Origin of the sequence: Pseudomonas sp. R3-57 (assembly GCF_051132065.1) — a bacterium.
GTDB lineage: Bacteria > Pseudomonadota > Gammaproteobacteria > Pseudomonadales > Pseudomonadaceae > Aquipseudomonas.
In genome coordinates this window covers 4,263,884-4,279,636 of record NZ_CP071655.1, presented here as the reverse complement: position 1 = coordinate 4,279,636, position 15,753 = coordinate 4,263,884, and the positions used below count along the sequence as shown (strand labels likewise).

General features: G+C 60.3%; 11 protein-coding genes and 4 tRNA genes. 8 read left to right on the top strand and 7 right to left on the bottom strand.

Annotated features, from left to right (window positions below; all coding sequences use genetic code 11):
• Positions 1–66: 66 nt before the first annotated feature.
• From J3P93_RS19180 to J3P93_RS19170, 3 genes are all read right to left on the bottom strand, one after another.
• Positions 67–1,368: an IS4 family transposase gene (locus J3P93_RS19180; RefSeq protein WP_434598317.1), complete on the bottom strand. Its 1,302-nt coding sequence runs from the start codon at positions 1,366–1,368 to the stop codon at positions 67–69.
• A gap of 717 nt (positions 1,369–2,085) precedes the next feature.
• On the bottom strand, positions 2,086–5,556 hold the full coding sequence (locus tag J3P93_RS19175; protein WP_434590756.1) for a hybrid sensor histidine kinase/response regulator: 3,471 nt from the start codon (positions 5,554–5,556) through the stop codon (positions 2,086–2,088).
• A gap of 248 nt (positions 5,557–5,804) precedes the next feature.
• Complete coding sequence (locus tag J3P93_RS19170) at positions 5,805–6,347, bottom strand: TetR/AcrR family transcriptional regulator C-terminal ligand-binding domain-containing protein (protein WP_434590753.1); 543 nt, start codon at positions 6,345–6,347, stop codon at positions 5,805–5,807.
• A gap of 91 nt (positions 6,348–6,438) precedes the next feature.
• Here J3P93_RS19170 and J3P93_RS19165 point away from each other — a divergent pair, with 91 nt between their 5' ends.
• The 4 genes from J3P93_RS19165 to J3P93_RS19150 all read left to right on the top strand — a co-directional run bounded on the left by J3P93_RS19165 (position 6,439) and on the right by J3P93_RS19150 (position 11,216).
• Entirely contained in the window at positions 6,439–7,626 is a 1,188-nt protein-coding gene (locus tag J3P93_RS19165) for an MFS transporter (protein ID WP_434590750.1), read from the top strand.
• 51 nt (positions 7,627–7,677) lie between these two features.
• Positions 7,678–7,989 carry a cupin domain-containing protein gene (locus tag J3P93_RS19160; protein ID WP_090282457.1) on the top strand — a complete coding sequence of 104 codons (312 nt, stop codon included), beginning with the start codon at positions 7,678–7,680 and terminating at the stop codon, positions 7,987–7,989.
• 104 nt (positions 7,990–8,093) lie between these two features.
• Positions 8,094–9,245, top strand: coding sequence for a TDT family transporter (locus J3P93_RS19155; RefSeq protein ID WP_434590746.1), 1,152 nt, complete (start codon positions 8,094–8,096; stop codon positions 9,243–9,245).
• A 99-nt stretch (positions 9,246–9,344) separates the two neighbouring features.
• Positions 9,345–11,216, top strand: coding sequence for an MFS transporter (locus tag J3P93_RS19150; protein WP_434590743.1), 1,872 nt, complete (start codon positions 9,345–9,347; stop codon positions 11,214–11,216).
• A 103-nt stretch (positions 11,217–11,319) separates the two neighbouring features.
• On the opposite strand, the gene sugE is transcribed toward J3P93_RS19150, so the two are convergent.
• The 3 genes from sugE to rdgC all read right to left on the bottom strand — a co-directional run bounded on the left by sugE (position 11,320) and on the right by rdgC (position 13,801).
• Entirely contained in the window at positions 11,320–11,634 is a 315-nt protein-coding gene (gene sugE / locus J3P93_RS19145; RefSeq protein WP_434590740.1) for a quaternary ammonium compound efflux SMR transporter SugE, read from the bottom strand.
• Between the two features lie 119 nt (positions 11,635–11,753).
• Complete coding sequence (locus J3P93_RS19140) at positions 11,754–12,719, bottom strand: bile acid:sodium symporter family protein (protein ID WP_434590737.1); 966 nt, start codon at positions 12,717–12,719, stop codon at positions 11,754–11,756.
• A gap of 161 nt (positions 12,720–12,880) precedes the next feature.
• Complete coding sequence (gene rdgC, locus J3P93_RS19135) at positions 12,881–13,801, bottom strand: recombination-associated protein RdgC (protein ID WP_090282462.1); 921 nt, start codon at positions 13,799–13,801, stop codon at positions 12,881–12,883.
• A 159-nt stretch (positions 13,802–13,960) separates the two neighbouring features.
• Between rdgC and J3P93_RS19130 the strand changes: the two genes are divergently transcribed.
• The 4 genes from J3P93_RS19130 (at position 13,961) to J3P93_RS19115 (ending at position 14,496) form a co-directional block, all read left to right on the top strand.
• A tRNA-Val gene (locus J3P93_RS19130) sits at positions 13,961–14,036 on the top strand.
• 19 nt (positions 14,037–14,055) lie between these two features.
• A tRNA-Asp gene (locus J3P93_RS19125) sits at positions 14,056–14,132 on the top strand.
• Positions 14,133–14,324: 192 nt separating this feature from the next.
• Positions 14,325–14,400, top strand: a tRNA-Val gene (locus J3P93_RS19120).
• Positions 14,401–14,419: 19 nt separating this feature from the next.
• Positions 14,420–14,496, top strand: a tRNA-Asp gene (locus tag J3P93_RS19115).
• A gap of 99 nt (positions 14,497–14,595) precedes the next feature.
• Here the strand turns inward: J3P93_RS19115 and J3P93_RS19110 are convergent.
• Positions 14,596–15,729, bottom strand: a complete 1,134-nt coding sequence (locus J3P93_RS19110) for a catalase (protein WP_434598435.1) — start codon at positions 15,727–15,729, stop codon at positions 14,596–14,598.
• Between the last annotated feature and the right edge of the window lie 24 nt (positions 15,730–15,753).

Below are 15,753 nucleotides of genomic sequence, written 5' to 3'. Positions count from 1 at the left end.
TTTTTGAGTGCATATCCGTTGCTTCGGGTACTGCGGCTGGCGGTTTCGCCCTTACGGCCATCCCTTTCAAGGTCTTTTCGTTTTTTTAGCCTTGATTAACCGGTCCGTTGAAACATGCGCATGTACTGCGGTGCCCTGGACCCATGTTTTAGGCTTGGGCACTTTGGGACCGCGAGGGCTTTTCGCGACTTGTTTGGGCTGGATATTTCTGGCCAGTTCCAATAAGCGCTGGGCCAGTTTTTCTAGCGGGATAACGGGAAGATGTTCCGCGGGCAACGCAATTTGCATTCCCTCATATCCACTCCTGACTTGAACCGCCAAGTGATAGATAGAGGCCTCCCATCCTTTCGGCTGGGTATCGCGATGAGCTTGCTCAACACTTCGTTTGAGGACGGCCAGAACGTTATAGGCCAGTACCGCCGTAGCGAACCCGAGCAAGGCAGCCTTTGGGCTACCAAGAGTTTCAATCTCACTTTCCAGAATCGCTTCCAGTCGCTGGAACATGCCTTCAATGCTCCAGCGGCGGCGATAGAGTTCCGCGATCTGTGGTGCAGTGACGCTCTCAGGCAGGTTGCTCCAGAACATCAAACTGCTGTCACCGGAGTCCGTTGGCGAATGAAGCGTCAGCTCGACACGCCGGCATTGGTAACCGCCTCTGACCTGGATGATCTGCTCTCGCACAGTGCCTGTTTCCACAGGTACCGGCTCTTGCCATTCACCCTCTTGAATCAAGCGTGGATGTTTGGCTTGCTGACGAATGACAAACGAGGTTTGAACCTGCTCACAGGCCTCCATAACCGGCAGCGTGCAGTAGAGCCGATCAGCCAGCCAGACTTGGCCCGGCTCGGCATTGGCCAATAGAGGCAGCACACAAACACGCTCACTTGCGTACGCATCCTCACACGCCTGAAGGTCGATGACCTGGTCCAGATCGGGGTCGTAGGCAACCACCGAAAAACCGGGACGAGCAGCGCCGCGCTCATTACGTAAAGCCCCTAGACGCTTCTCAGTGGACGCCAAGTGGTTGCCATCCACCACCCGAATCTGCCAGCCCGGCAACATCGCCGTGCAGCCCAACTCCCTGATGGTTGGAGTCAGGCGCTGTGCACAGCCCGTAACCAACGCGCGCAACAGAGCAGGCTCGGTACGACTGATCTTGTCGTAAAGAGCCGCCAAGCTCACAGGAAGATCTTCAAGCTGCCGCGCGGCGGCGTGAAGGGATGGCTTCAAGCCCAATGAAACAAGGGACATCAGCTTGATAATGGTCGAAAACAGCAGTTCGCGAGAGTACTGCCGTTGCCGATGCTCTTCGAAAACCTGATCGATCCACTCAGGGGCAATAGCCTGCTCCAGCGCCAATTTGGCCATGACACTGGCAGGTGCTTTTTTCTCGAAACGCGCTAGAACATCGGCCCACATCGTTCGGGTATCCCTAAATGAATTTCAGGGGATTTTACAGAAGACCTTGAAAGGGATGGCCCTTACGGCGAGTCCCTTTTTCAGACGCCAAAAAGGAACCAAAACGCTTGCTCCTACGTACGGCCCTCGCAGGCTCGGGTTCCTTCGCTGCGGGATCGATCCGGGCGCAGCGGCTACGGTTTGCTTCGCTGCACCTACTTCCGCTGTGTCTGGCTGCGCCAGACGGTCGCTGCGCTCCCACGCCCGGATCAATCCCTGCGCTCAGCCTTCCGACGTCGCCGGTGACGCAAGATCAAGAACACTCGAGCTAACGCTCATTGTTGAGTGGTTAGAAGCGGGTGGTTGGCTTGGGATTTCGGTTGGATTCGCCCCTCACCCCAGCCCTCTCCCCCTGGAGAGGGAGCCGATTTGCGTTGGCTTTGAAATCGCATACGACTCGGTATCCCAGGTCAGCGTATCTCTCGCATCCACCTCGGTCAGTCCCTCTCCCTCCGGGAGAGGGCTAGGGTGAGGGGCTTTTGATTTTCAGGCTGAGTTCAAGCATTTGCATGAACCACCGCCACCGCCAGAAGGCTGGCTCCTAGAGGTAGACGGCATTCCAACTGAACGAATGCGATCAAACTGTGGGAGCGAGCCTGCTCGCGATAGCGTCTACAAGATCACCCCCTACAACGGCAAATACCGGCTCAACAATGCTCGCAACGCCGCCGGCTTCACCGGTTTGGCCAGGTAATCCAGGCCCGCCGCATGCACTTGGGCGACCATCTCCGGGCGTCCGTCGGCGCTGATCACTACCCCGGGCACCGGTTCGCCCAAGCGCGTGCGCAGCCACGCCATCAGTTCGGTGCCGGTGTCGCCGTGGTCGAGGTGATAGTCGACCAGCGCCAGTTGCGGGCGGACGCCTTCGCTGAGCAGCGCTGCGCATTCATCGCGGTTGCGCGCGGTCCAGACTTGGCAGCCCCAGCGGCTCAACAGGCTGTTCATGCCGATCAGGATGCTGTCTTCATTGTCGATACACAGGACCTGTGCGCCGCTGAGCAACTTGCCGTTGATTTCGGCGATGGCGCTGGCCGGCGCGGTTTGTGAGCGCGCGAGCGGTACGCTGACGCTGAATACGCTGCCGCGCCCCGGCCATGAACGCACGCGCAGGGTATGGCCGAGCACGCGGCATAAGCCGTCGGCGATCGCCAGGCCGAGGCCGAGGCCTTTTTCGGCGCGGGTCTGGTGGCTGTCGAGGCGTTTGAATTCCTCGAAGATCACTTGCTGTTTGTCCTCGGGAATGCCCGGCCCGCGATCCCACACTTCCAGACACAGCTCAGCGCCGCGCCGGCGCACGCCGAGCAACACCGGGCCTTTGGCGTAGCGGAAGGCGTTGGTAAGGAAATTCTGCAGAATCCGCCGCAGCAACTTGATGTCGCTGTCGATGCGCAAATGACTGCCGCGCACGCGGAAGGTCAGCCCCTGTTCCTGCGCCAGGGCCTTGAACTCGGCGCCGAGAATGTCGAACAGTTCGTTGAGCGCAAAGGGCTTGCGATCGGGGTTGATCTTGCCGTTTTCCAGGCGGGAAATATCCAGCAGATCGCTGATCAGGTCTTCGGCCGAGCGCAACGAGCTGTCGAGGTGCTGCACCAGTTTTTGCGCGTCGCTGCTCAAGCCTTCGCTTTGGTGGGAGAGGGCGGCGGAGAACAGGCGGGCGGCGTTGAGCGGCTGCATCAGGTCGTGGCTGACCGCCGCCAGAAAGCGGGTTTTCGACTGGCTGGCCGCTTCGGCGGTGCCTTTGGCCGCGGTCAGCGCCAGGTTGAGCTGCGACAGTTCCTGGGTACGTTCGCTGACCCGTTGCTCCAGCCCTTCGTTGGCTTCGGTCAGAGCCTGTTCGGCTTCGCGGAACGCGGTAATGTCGGTGAAACTCATGACGAAGCCGCCGCCGGGCATGGGGTTGCCGATCAACTCGATCACTCGACCGTTGGGGAACAGCCGCTCGGAGGTGTGCGCGCGGCCCTGGCGCATCCAGTGCAGGCGTCGCGCAACGTGGACTTCCGCTTCGCCGGGGCCACACAAACCGCGCTCGGCGTTGTAGCGAATGATGTCGGCAATCGGCCGGCCGACGCTGATCAAGCCGTCGGGGTAATTGAACAGCTCCAGATAGCGACGATTCCACGCCACCAGTTTCAGCGACTGGTCGACCACGCTGATGCCCTGGGTGATGTTTTCAATCGCGCCTTGCAGCAGGGCACGGTTGAATTGCAGCACTTCTGAGGCTTCGTCAGCGATACGCACGACGTCCTCCAGCTGCATTTCCCGGCCTTCGATGGCGGCTTTTACCACCGCACGCGTTGACGAAGCGCCGAGTACACCGGCGAGCAAACGCTCGGTGTGGGCGATCCATTCGCTGTCGGCATTCTGGTTCGGGTTAAAGCCTTTGCCCTGGCGGTAGGCGAAGCGAATAAAGCTCTGCCGCGCACGTTCTTCACCGACGAAGCGCGCAGCCAGTTGCAGCAGATCGTCGATCTGCACCGCCAGCATCGAGCGCGCACTTGGCCGTGCGCTGATCTCCTGGCCGATGAAACGTCCGGCCTGCCAGTGTTCCGACACCCGCGTGCGCGACAGCACCGAGACCCAGGCAAACAGGGTGAAGTTGCCGGCGAGCGACAGCACCACGCCTTGGGTCAGCGGGCTGATCGGCAGGTTCAGCGGGTTGCTGTGCAGCCATGCCAGCCCCGGAAAACTGTTCAGCGACCAACCGAGACTGTGCGCGGCAATTGGCAAGACCAAGGTGTAGAACCACAGGAATGTGCCTGTCGCGAGGCCGGCAAACACGCCGCGCCGGTTGGCCTGCTTCCAGTACAGCGCACCGAGCATGGCCGGGGCCAGCTGCGTCACTGCGGCAAAAGCGATCTGGCCGATGGTTGCCAGGCTCGCGGTGGAGCCGAGCAAGCGATAGCTGACGTAGGCCAGCAGCAGAATGACCACGATGCTCACGCGGCGCACCGACAGCATCCACTGACGGAACACTTCGAACGGCCGCTCGGCATTGTTGCGCCGCAGCAGCCACGGCAGGAGCATGTCATTGGAAACCATGGTCGACAGCGCCACGCTGGCGACAATCACCATGCCGGTGGCCGCCGATGCGCCGCCGATAAACGCCAGCATCGCCAGCGCCGGATGCGCCTGGGCCAGTGGCAGGCTGATCACGAAAGAATCGGGCAGCACGTCACTCGGCAGCATCATCTGCCCGGCCAAAGCGATCGGGACTACAAACAGCGCAGCGAGGGCGAGGTAGGCCGGAAACACCCATTTGGCCAGGCGCAGATCCTGCGGATCGATGTTTTCCACCACGGTGACGTGGAACTGCCGCGGCAGGCAGATGATCGCCATCATCGCCACGCCGGTCTGCACCACCATCGACGGCCAGTTGATCGTCTCTTTCCAGTATTGCTCGAGGCGCGGCGCGAGCATCGCCTGATTGAACAGATCATCGAAACCGTCATACAGGCCGTAGGTGACGAACGCGCCGACCGCGAGAAACGCGAACAGCTTGACCAGCGATTCGAAGGCAATCGCCAGCACCATGCCGCGGTGGTGCTCGGTGGCATCGAGGTTGCGCGTACCGAAGACGATCGTGAACAGCGCCAGCACCAGCGACACGATCAGCGCGGTGTCCTGCGCGCGCGTGCCCATCGCGTCGGCGCCGGCGCCAATCAACAGGTTCACGCCAAGAACGATACCTTTGAGTTGCAGGGCGATGTAGGGCAGCACGCCGACCAGACAGATCAGCGCCACCACCACTGCCAGCGATTGCGATTTGCCGTAGCGCGCGGCGATGAAGTCAGCGATGGAGGTGATGTTCTCCTGTTTGCTGATCATCACCATTTTTTGCAGGACCCACGGCGCGCCGACCAGCAACAGGATCGGCCCGAGGTAGATCGGCAGAAACGACCACAATTGCTCCGCCGCCTGACCGACCGCACCGAAAAACGTCCAGCTGGTGCAGTAAACCGCCAGCGACAGGCTGTACACCCAGGCACGCACACGCGGCGGCAATGGCGTGCTGCGACGGTCGCCGTAAAAGGCGATGGCGAACATGATGGCCATATAGGCCAGGGCGACGACGGCGATCAGCCCGGTGGACAGCGACATGCAACACTCCCGACTAAAGACTCCCGGGGCACTCCTGCCCGGGCGGACAGTCTGGCACGCGCGCGGCGGTTAGTCAGTGTCGACCATGGTCGTGGCGTGGCGGGGTGTCGCAGGTGTGGAACCGGAGGGTTTCTCGGGTGACCAGGCGGGCCTCATCGCTGGCAAGCCAGCTACCACATGATTCATGGTGCCCACCCTGTTTGTGCTCGCTGGCGATCCCTGTGGGAGCTGGCTTGCCAGCGAAGGCGTCAATCCTGGTGCAATGCGATATCAATCAACCTGTGCATTTCATCAATTTCCAGCGCCGCCGCCGAAAACAGAATCCGGAACACCACTGGTGCCACCACCAGATTGATCAGCCGATCGACACTCGGCGCCGCTTCATCCGGATAACGATCAACGATGGCCTGCAACTGCGCACCGATAATCGTCACGCAATAGCCTGGCGTCGCGCTCGCCTGCACGTCGCGCATCATGTTGCGCCCGATCTCCGAACTCATCTCATCGAGGTATTGCTCGGCCCAGGCGCGAACATCGCCGCGCAAACTGCCGGTGTCGGCCGGTTCGCTATCCGGGCGCAGGCGGGCGAGGGCGACATCGGCAAGCAACGCCGCCAGATCGCCCCAGCGCCGATAGATCGTCGACGGCGTAACCCCCGCGCGTGCGGCGATTTGCGGCACGGTCACGGTGGAGCGCTCCTGTTCTTCGAGGAGCGCGTGGACAGCCGAATGAACCGACTCTTGCACCCGGGCACTGCGGCCGCCGGGGCGTAAACCTTCTTTAATAGCCATGGCGCAGACCTTAACACAAAGAATTTGCTTTAAGCGCGAGGCGGTAGCACACTGCGCAAAAGCAAAAAATTAGCTTTTGCGGAGTGTGCACATGTTTAGCCTTGCGTCCAATCGATCCAGCCTGTGGTTTCTGGCGATCACTTTACTGAGTTTTCTCGCCGCCTCTACAGCGCCAACACCGCTGTATCACTTGTATCAGCAGCAACTGCAATTTTCCGCGACGGTGCTGACGCTGATCTTTGCCGTGTATGCGCTCAGTCTGCTCGCAGCGTTGTTGACCGTGGGTTCGCTGTCGGATCACCTTGGCCGCAAACCGGTGATCTTCACGGCGATACTCCTCAATGGGGCGGCGATGCTCTTGTTCATCTACGCCAACAGCGTGGAATGGCTGATCGGTGCACGCGTTCTGCAAGGTTTCGCCACTGGCATGGCCACGGCTGTGTTGAGTGCGACATTGCTCGATACCGATCGCCAGCACGGCCCGCTGATCAACAGCGTGGCGCCGTTGCTGGGCATGGCGCTGGGCGGGATGGGCTGTGGTTTGCTGGCCGAATTTGCCCCGGCACCGTTGCAGCTGACCTATTGGCTGTTGCTGGCGCTGTTTGTCTTGCAGGGCGTGTATGTCTGGCGATTGCCGGAAAGCGTCACACCGCAGGTTGGCGCGTGGGCCTCGTTGCGGCCAACCTTGCATGTGCCGGTGCAAGCCCGGTCGACCTTGTGGCGAGTATTGCCGCTGAACACAGCCACCTGGGCGCTCGGCGGGTTTTACGCCTCTCTCGCGCCATCGCTGGTGCGCACCGCTACCGGGTCGACGTCAAATCTGATCGGCGGCGCGACGGTAGCCGTATTGACCGTGACCGGCGCGATGATGATTTTTACCCTGCGTCAGCGTCCGGCAGCACAAGCGCTGCGTTTAGGCGCCAGCCTGCTGCCGATCGGTGTGATCCTGATTCTGCTGGGCGTGCACAGCGCCAGCCTGCCGTTGTTTTTCCTCGGCACGCTGGTGGCCGGTTGTGGTTTTGGTTCGGGATTTCTCGGCGCCGTACGCAGCCTGGTTCCGTTGGCCTTGCCGCATGAGCGCGCCGGGTTGATGGCGGCGTATTACGTGCTCAGTTATCTGGCGTTCTGCCTGCCGGCAATGCTCGCCGGGCACTTCTCGCACCTCTACGGGTTAGTGCAGACAACCGATGGTTACGGCGCGGTGCTGATCATCCTGGCTGTCGCCGCGTTGCTGCTCAGCTTGCGTGCAGCGCCTGCCAAAGTATGCAGCGCGCCCTGATCGTCGGGCTTTCGGTTAACCTGCCTTGGCCATTCTTCTCTCGAACCGATCATGAAGATTATTCGCAGCAAAGCTTTCACCGCCGACCGCGCCTGGGGCGCGCTGGACATTGCCAGCATGAACGGCATCACCACGCGCCTGCACTGGACTGATCAACCATACAAGTGGCACGTTAACGATGGCGAGGAAGTGTTCGTAGTGCTCGATGGTCAAGTGACGATGCATTACCGCGAACAGGGCGAAGAAAAACAGGTGCAGCTCGCCGTCGGTGACATCTTTTACGCCTCCGTGGGCACCGAGCATGTCGCCCATCCGCAAGGCGAGGCGCGGATTCTGGTGATCGAAAACGAAGGCAGCGTTTGACCCATATCGGCAAAGCCGATAACAGTTAGAGATATTACCCGTTATATAGATATTCGATTCGGTTCTACCATGGACTCAACCTCACCAGAGGACAGGAGTTCATGATGATTTGCCCACAAACCGCCAAACCCGGCCTCATGCCGTTCAGCCAGCTTCAGCACCCGCGTGAAGTGATTCGTCAGTTCACTCCCAACTGGTTCGCCGCAACCATGGGCACCGGTGTGCTGGCGTTGGCGCTGGCGCAACTACCGTTTGCCGTTCCCGGCCTGCGCGCCGTGGCTGAAGCACTGTGGTTGTTCAACATTCTGTTGTTCACGCTGTTTACCGTTGCCTACGCCGCACGCTGGATCCTGTTTTTCGACGAAGCCCGGCGGATTTTCGGCCACTCCACCGTGTCGATGTTCTTCGGCACGATCCCGATGGGGCTGGCGACGATCATCAATGGCTTTCTCGTATTCGGTCTGCCGCGCTGGGGCGAGGGCGTGATTGATCTGGCCGAAGTGCTGTGGTGGATTGACGTGGCAATGTCGCTCGCTTGCGGGGTGTTGATTCCCTACATGATGTTCACCCGTCAGGAACACAGTATCGATCAGATGACCGCCGTCTGGCTGCTGCCGGTAGTGGCAGCGGAAGTGGCCGCGGCCAGTGGTGGCCTGCTTGCGCCGCATCTCACCGATGCTCATGCGCAACTGGTGGTGCTGACCACAAGCTACGTCCTCTGGGCATTTTCCCTACCCGTGGCGTTCAGCATTCTGACGATCCTGCTGCTGCGCATGGCCCTGCATAAACTGCCCCATGAAAACATGGCCGCGTCGAGCTGGCTGGCCCTCGGGCCGATCGGCACCGGCGCGCTGGGCATGCTGCTGCTGGGAAGCGATGCGCCGCTGATTTTCGCTGCCAACGGTTTGCCGGGCGTCGGTGAAATCGCTGCCGGGCTCGGGCTGGTCGCCGGTATCACGCTGTGGGGCTTCGGCCTTTGGTGGATGTTGATGGCGCTGTTGATCACCGTGCGCTACCTGCGCGATGGCATCCCGTTCAACCTCGGCTGGTGGGGGTTTACCTTCCCGTTGGGCGTGTATTCGCTGGCCACCCTGAAACTGGCGAGCACCTTGAACCTGACGTTTTTCAGCGTCGTCGGCACGGCGCTGGTGATGTTGCTGGCGCTGATGTGGCTGATCGTCGGCAAGCGCACCGTGCAGGGTGCCTGGCGCGGCGAGCTGTTTGTCTCGCCTTGCATCGCAGGTTTGAAGCAATAACCTGAAAAGTTTAGGTAAGGTGTGGCCTGGAACGCGGTTCGAGATTCCAATAAGCAGTATCCAGGCCTCGCTACCTTAAACATCAGGGAAACACGGAAGATGAGTCACCCCTCACAGTTCAACCTGCTGCGCACCCGGCGCTTCCTGCCGTTCTTCATTACGCAGTCGCTCGGTGCGTTCAACGACAACGTGTTCAAGCAGTCGTTGATTCTCGCGATTCTCTATCGGCTGACCATCGAGGGTGACCGCTCGATCTGGGTCAACCTGTGTGCGCTGTTGTTTATCCTGCCGTTCTTTCTGTTCTCGGCACTGGCCGGGCAGTTTGGCGAAAAGTTCGCCAAGGACGCACTGATCCGTCTGATCAAACTCGCGGAAATCGCGATCATGGCCGTAGGATCGGTCGGTTTTCTCTTCGATCATTTGTCGCTGATGCTGGTGGCGCTGTTCGCCATGGGCACCCACTCGGCGCTGTTCGGGCCGGTGAAGTATTCGATCCTGCCGCAGGCGCTGCGTGATGACGAGTTGGTCGGTGGCAACGGTCTGGTGGAAATGGGCACGTTTCTGGCGATTCTCGCCGGGACGATTGGTGCCGGGATCATGATGTCGTCAGAACACTACGCGCCGGTGGTGTCTGCCGCCATCGTCGGCATTGCCGTGCTGGGTTATCTGGCCAGCCGCAGTATTCCCCGCGCTGCTGCGTCCTCCCCGGAGATGCGCCTGAACTGGAACATCTTCAGCCAATCCTGGGCGACGCTGAAACTCGGCCTGGGCCAGACGCCCGCCGTGTCGCGCTCGATCGTCGGCAACTCGTGGTTCTGGTTTGTCGGGGCGATTTACCTGACGCAGATTCCGGCCTACGCCAAGGAGTGGATGCACGGCGATGAGACCGTGGTGACCCTGATCCTCACTGTGTTTTCGGTGGGCATTGCGTTGGGGTCGATGCTTTGCGAGAAGCTGTCCGGGCGCAAAGTCGAGATCGGGCTGGTGCCGTTCGGCTCGTTCGGGCTGACGGTGTTCGGCCTGCTGCTGTGGTGGCATTCCGGCGGGATTCCCGACAGCGTCAACGGTCATGGCTGGATTGAAGTGCTCGGCTTCGTTCACACCTGGGCAGTGCTGATCGACATTCTTGGCCTGGGCATATTTGGCGGCTTTTATATCGTGCCGCTGTACGCGCTGATCCAGTCGCGCACCGCCGAGAACGAGCGGGCGCGGGTGATTGCCGCGAACAATATTCTTAACGCGCTGTTCATGGTGGTTTCGGCGATTGTTTCGATCGTGCTGCTGAGCGTGGCCAAGCTGTCGATCCCGCAGCTGTTCCTGGTCGTGTCGCTGCTGAACATCGGCGTCAACGCCTACATCTTCAAGATCGTGCCCGAGTTCAGCATGCGTTTCATGATCTGGCTGCTCAGCCATTCCATGTACCGCGTCGAGCACCGCAATCTTGAAGCGATTCCCGATGAAGGCGCGGCGTTGCTGGTGTGCAACCACGTGTCGTTCGTCGATGCCTTGCTCATCGGCGGCGCGGTGCGTCGGCCGATTCGCTTTGTCATGTACTACAAGATCTACAACCTGCCGGTGCTGAACTTTATCTTCCGCACCGCTGGCGCGATTCCCATCGCCGGACGCCAGGAAGATATCCAGATTTACGAAAAGGCCTTCAGCCGTATTGCGCAGTATCTGAAGGAAGGTGAACTGGTGTGCATCTTTCCCGAGGGCAAATTGACGGCCGATGGCGAGATCAACGAGTTCCGGGGTGGGTTGACGCGGATTCTCGAGGAGACGCCGGTGCCGGTGATTCCGTTGGCGTTGCAGGGGTTGTGGGGGAGTTTCTTCAGTCGCGATCCGAACAAGGGCTTTTTGCGCCGGTTGTGGTCGCGGGTGACGCTGGTCGCGGGTTCGGCGATTACCGAAGGGGCGGAGCCGGCGAAGTTGCAGGTGTTGGTCGGAGAATTGCGCGGATCCGTTAGATAGGCGTTGACTGGACGGCCCTCATCGCTGGCAAGCCAGCTCCCACAGGTTCGATGGTGTACACCAATCTTGTGGGAGCTGGCTTGCCAGCGATGGGGCCGGTGGCCTAAGCGCTGATCTTAAGGCCAATCAACCCGGTCACGATCAACGCCACACTCGCCAGCCGAATCAACGCCATCGATTCGCCAAACAGAATGATCCCGGCGATCACCGTGCCGACAGCACCGACTCCGGTCCAGATCGCATAAGCCGTGCCCAGCGGCAATTCCTTCATGGCCAGGCCCAGCAACCCAAGGCTGATGGCCATGGCTGCAAGGGTCAGTACGGTGGGTAGCGGGCGGGTGAAGCCGTCGGTGTATTTCAGGCCGACGGCCCAGCCAACCTCGAACAGGCCGGCGAAAAACAGAATGATCCAGGACATGCGAGACCTCCATCGTTTGACGGGGTCGTCCCCAGATTAATGACTCGAGCGAGCCGCAGGGTCGTCCCCGCGTTGCGCAATATAGTGGCGATCATTAACCCGGGGATCAAGTTTTCGCCTCAGTCGGCCGCTTGTTGCGCCGCAGTATCGCGATCTGCCTTTTCACTCATCCGGCGGAAATACGTCGACAGCAGCGCGCCGGAAATATTGTGCCAGACGCTGAACAATGCACTCGGCACTGCCGCCAATGGCGAAAAGTGCGCGCTGGCCAGCGCGGCGCCGAGACCCGAATTCTGCATGCCGACTTCCAGCGCCAGCGACTTGCGCTGCGCCAATGGCAATTTGAACAGGCGCCCGGTGAAGTAGCCGAGCAGGTAACCGAAGCTGTTGTGCAGCATCACCACCGCCATGATCAGCAGGCCCGACTCGGCGATCTTCGCCTGACTGGCGGCGACCACCGCCGTGACGATGATCACGATGCTGACCACCGACACCAGTGGCAGCACGTCGACCGCATGGCGGACCTTGTCCCCCAATACGCGCTGGGCCACCACACCAAGCACGATCGGCAGCAGCACCACTTGCAGGATCGACCAGAACAACTCCATGAACGACACCGGCAGCCACGCCGAAGCCAGCAGCCAGATCAGCGCCGGTGTCAGCAGCGGGGCGAGGAGGGTGGTGACGGCGGCGATGGCCACCGACAACGCCAGATCACCGCGCGCCAGCCAGGTCATCACATTGGACGACGTGCCACTCGGACAGCAGCCGACCAGGATTACGCCAACGGCGATTTCCGGTGGCAGATGAAACACTTGACAGAGCAACCACGCCACACCGGGCATGATCACGAAATGCGCAACCACGCCCAACGCCACACGCCATGGATGGCGAGCAACGGCAGCGAAGTCGTCAAGTTTGAGGGTCAGGCCCATGCCGAACATTACCAGCCCCAGCAGCGGCACGATGGCGCTTTTCAGGCCTAGGAACCACGCCGGCTGCAGAAACGCGATCACGGCGAAAATCAGAACCCAGTAAGCGAAGGTATTGCCGACGAAACGGCTGAGTGCAGTCAGTGCGCGCATGGCCTGGTCCTTATTTTAGGTTACACCACATAACATTGTGGGAGCTGGCTTGCCAGCGATGGCGGCGTGTCAGACTCCCTATAAGCCATCTGTAACACCGCTATCGCTGGCAAGCCAGCTCCCACATTTGGACCGGTTCCTTCAATGGGAACAGGTTGGTTTTAGATCCCCTGCGGAGTCTCTTCCCCGCCCAGCGCTTCCACCAGTGCCGGCAGGAAGTCGCCGAAGGTCAGCATCATCAGGGTGAAGCTGGCGTCGAGCTGGCCGAGGGCTTCGTCGCCGCCGTCCTGTTCTGCCTGATCCTGCAGCAAGTCTTCGAACTTCAGGCGCTTGACGGTCATCTTGTCGTCAAGCATGAACGACAGTTTGTCCTGCCACGCCAGCGACAACTGGGTGACCACTTTGCCGGTGCTCAGGTGCAGCTGAATCTCTTCGCTGGTCAGGTCCTGACGCTTGCAGCGCACGATACCACCGTCTTCGTGGGTGTCGCGCAGTTCGCACTCGTCCAGTACATAGAAGTCGTCGGCGGCTTTTTGCGTGGTGACCCAATCGGTCATCACGGCGGTCGGTGCCATTTTCACGGTCAACGGACGCACAGGCAGGGTGCCAATCACTTCACGCAGGGTCGACAACAGGTCTTCGGCGCGTTTCGGGCTGGCCGAGTTGACCAGGATCAGCCCCTGTTTCGGCGCGACGGCGGCAAAGGTCGACGAGCGACGAATGAACGCGCGCGGCAGGAAGGCCTGGATGATTTCATCCTTGATCTGGTCGCGTTCCTTTTTATAGACCTTGCGCATCTGCTCGGCTTCGATCTCTTCGACCTTTTCCTTGACCGCGTCACGCACGACGCTGCCCGGCAGAATGCGTTCTTCCTTACGCGCGGCAATCAGCAGGAAGTCACCGCTGACATGCACCAGTGGTGCGTCTTCGCCTTTGCCGAACGGCGCGACGAAACCGTAGGTGGTCAACTCCTGGCTTGCACATGGACGCGCCAGTTTGGTGGCCAGTGCAGTTTCCAGCGCCTCGGCATCGACAGGCAGGTCTTGGGTCAGGCGATAGATAAGCAGGTTCTTGAACCACATGGGGTGAGTCTCTCCTTTATACAAAGGGGGGCATTATTGTCTTCGCCGTGGCATAGGCCAACCCTTCTCTAAGCCTTTGGAAGGCCTCGGAAAATTATTTAAAAAAGTGCTTGCCAGAGGTGGGGGCGCTCCGTAGAATGCGCGCCACACCGAAGCGAAGGGTGATTAGCTCAGCTGGGAGAGCGTCTGCCTTACAAGCAGAATGTCGGCGGTTCGATCCCGTCATCACCCACCATTCGTTTCAAGTGTTTAGCGCAGCGGTAGTTCAGTCGGTTAGAATACCGGCCTGTCACGCCGGGGGTCGCGGGTTCGAGTCCCGTCCGCTGCGCCATATTCGGTAACCTGGACCACTGAACGCCAGGTCACCACGGAAAAGCCCGCTGAAGCGGGCTTTTTTCTGCCCCAAGGTTGTACCCACGGGATGCATCGTTTCACCGGTTTTCGGATTTATTTGAAAAAAAACTTCAATTAAATCAGCACATTACGAAAACTTGTGGCATAATGCGCCCCGTAACGAAGCGAAGGGTGATTAGCTCAGCTGGGAGAGCGTCTGCCTTACAAGCAGAATGTCGGCGGTTCGATCCCGTCATCACCCACCATTCGTTTCAAGCGTTTCGCGCAGCGGTAGTTCAGTCGGTTAGAATACCGGCCTGTCACGCCGGGGGTCGCGGGTTCGAGTCCCGTCCGCTGCGCCATATTCGGCATCTGGAACACTGAACGCCAGATACCACGGAAAGCCCGCCTAGTGCGGGCTTTTTGCTGTCTGGCGTTTGTGTTTCTGCACTTTGCGCGGCTCACTCGGCGTTGCGTTGATGACGATAGTCGCTGACGGCCTCGTACACCGCTTTGCGCAGGCGGTTGATGCCACCGATCGGGCGATGCGCTTCAATGCCGAACCACGGGTTGAACGAAAGGTTGTCGCATTGCAGATTCAGCGCCGGAGTGTCGAAATCCTGCGGCGGCAAAGTGATCCGCGCGACGGTTTCGAAGGGCGAATCCTTCTCGCGCCATTCAATGCTGGTGTCCTCGATCGGCATGAACTTGTTGGCATCCTGACGCTGGATCTGCAGAACGAAGCAGGCCGGCACCCGGTCGGTCGACAATTGTTGAGTCAACGCACTGCGCAGGAAATTCGGCAGATCGTGGTTTTGCTTGGGCAATGTGTACGTCGGGCAATTGTCCGGGTCCGGTACGACGCGAAACTTCGCGTTGGCCTCGCCAAATTTATACGGTGAAACCGAAAAGTACGTGGTCTCGGTCGGGCTGTCCGGGGGCGGGGCCAAGGTTGCCAGCGCTATGAACAAGTGGCGGACCTGCCAGGTGCGCGGATCCCACGTCGGGAAGAACGCCATGACTTTTTTGCCATCGGCCTGCGCCGCAACATTCTGCCGGTACTCGGCGACATCGCTGACAAAGAAATTCGGGTGGCTGAACATGACGAAATCCTGTTCCGGCGAAGCCTGGCGGTTGCCGAGCAACTGTTTACCCGGAACATCAAGCAGTTTGATCGCCATGCCGCGGGCGTCACGCATGCTGTCGAACTGCGGATAGGCATTGCCGTTCGATAGCCGGATCAGCGCCTGCCAGGTTTTGCCCGGCTCATTGAACACGCCTTGACGCAGGGACTGCTCGAGATCCGGCAAGACCTGCACCTGCGCTTTGACACAGCCGTGAGCCTTGGCGTGGGCATCGCGCAGATAGCGCGTCGGTTCGCGATGCTGATCGACGATACGCACGGCGGTCTGGATCACGCTTTGCGTCAACGCCGCTTCGCCAGCCGGAACTTGCTCGAGCGCCGACACCGGGCCGCGGTGCTGCCAGGCGAACCAGGCGCTGGCAGTGGCCCAGCCGAGCAGGCCGACGGCGAGCGCGATCAGCACAAGCTTGCCGAGCCATCGGCCAATACGCAGCCAGATCCGCGCCAACAGTGGCAGTTCTTTATTGAAGGTCGA

What these genes read in the sequence shown, in the direction of transcription:
- J3P93_RS19160 (WP_090282457.1), top strand. Translation starts at nt 7,678, where the DNA reads ATGAAGATTATTCGCAGCAAAGCTTTCACCGCCGACCGCGCCTGGGGC.
- sugE (WP_434590740.1), bottom strand. Translation starts at nt 11,634, where the DNA reads ATGTCCTGGATCATTCTGTTTTTCGCCGGCCTGTTCGAGGTTGGCTGG.
- J3P93_RS19155 (WP_434590746.1), top strand. Translation starts at nt 8,094, where the DNA reads ATGATTTGCCCACAAACCGCCAAACCCGGCCTCATGCCGTTCAGCCAG.
- J3P93_RS19150 (WP_434590743.1), top strand. Translation starts at nt 9,345, where the DNA reads ATGAGTCACCCCTCACAGTTCAACCTGCTGCGCACCCGGCGCTTCCTG.
- J3P93_RS19180 (WP_434598317.1), bottom strand. Translation starts at nt 1,368, where the DNA reads ATGGCCAAATTGGCGCTGGAGCAGGCTATTGCCCCTGAGTGGATCGAT.
- J3P93_RS19165 (WP_434590750.1), top strand. Translation starts at nt 6,439, where the DNA reads ATGTTTAGCCTTGCGTCCAATCGATCCAGCCTGTGGTTTCTGGCGATC.
- rdgC (WP_090282462.1), bottom strand. Translation starts at nt 13,801, where the DNA reads ATGTGGTTCAAGAACCTGCTTATCTATCGCCTGACCCAAGACCTGCCT.
- J3P93_RS19140 (WP_434590737.1), bottom strand. Translation starts at nt 12,719, where the DNA reads ATGCGCGCACTGACTGCACTCAGCCGTTTCGTCGGCAATACCTTCGCT.
- J3P93_RS19175 (WP_434590756.1), bottom strand. Translation starts at nt 5,556, where the DNA reads ATGTCGCTGTCCACCGGGCTGATCGCCGTCGTCGCCCTGGCCTATATG.
- J3P93_RS19170 (WP_434590753.1), bottom strand. Translation starts at nt 6,347, where the DNA reads ATGGCTATTAAAGAAGGTTTACGCCCCGGCGGCCGCAGTGCCCGGGTG.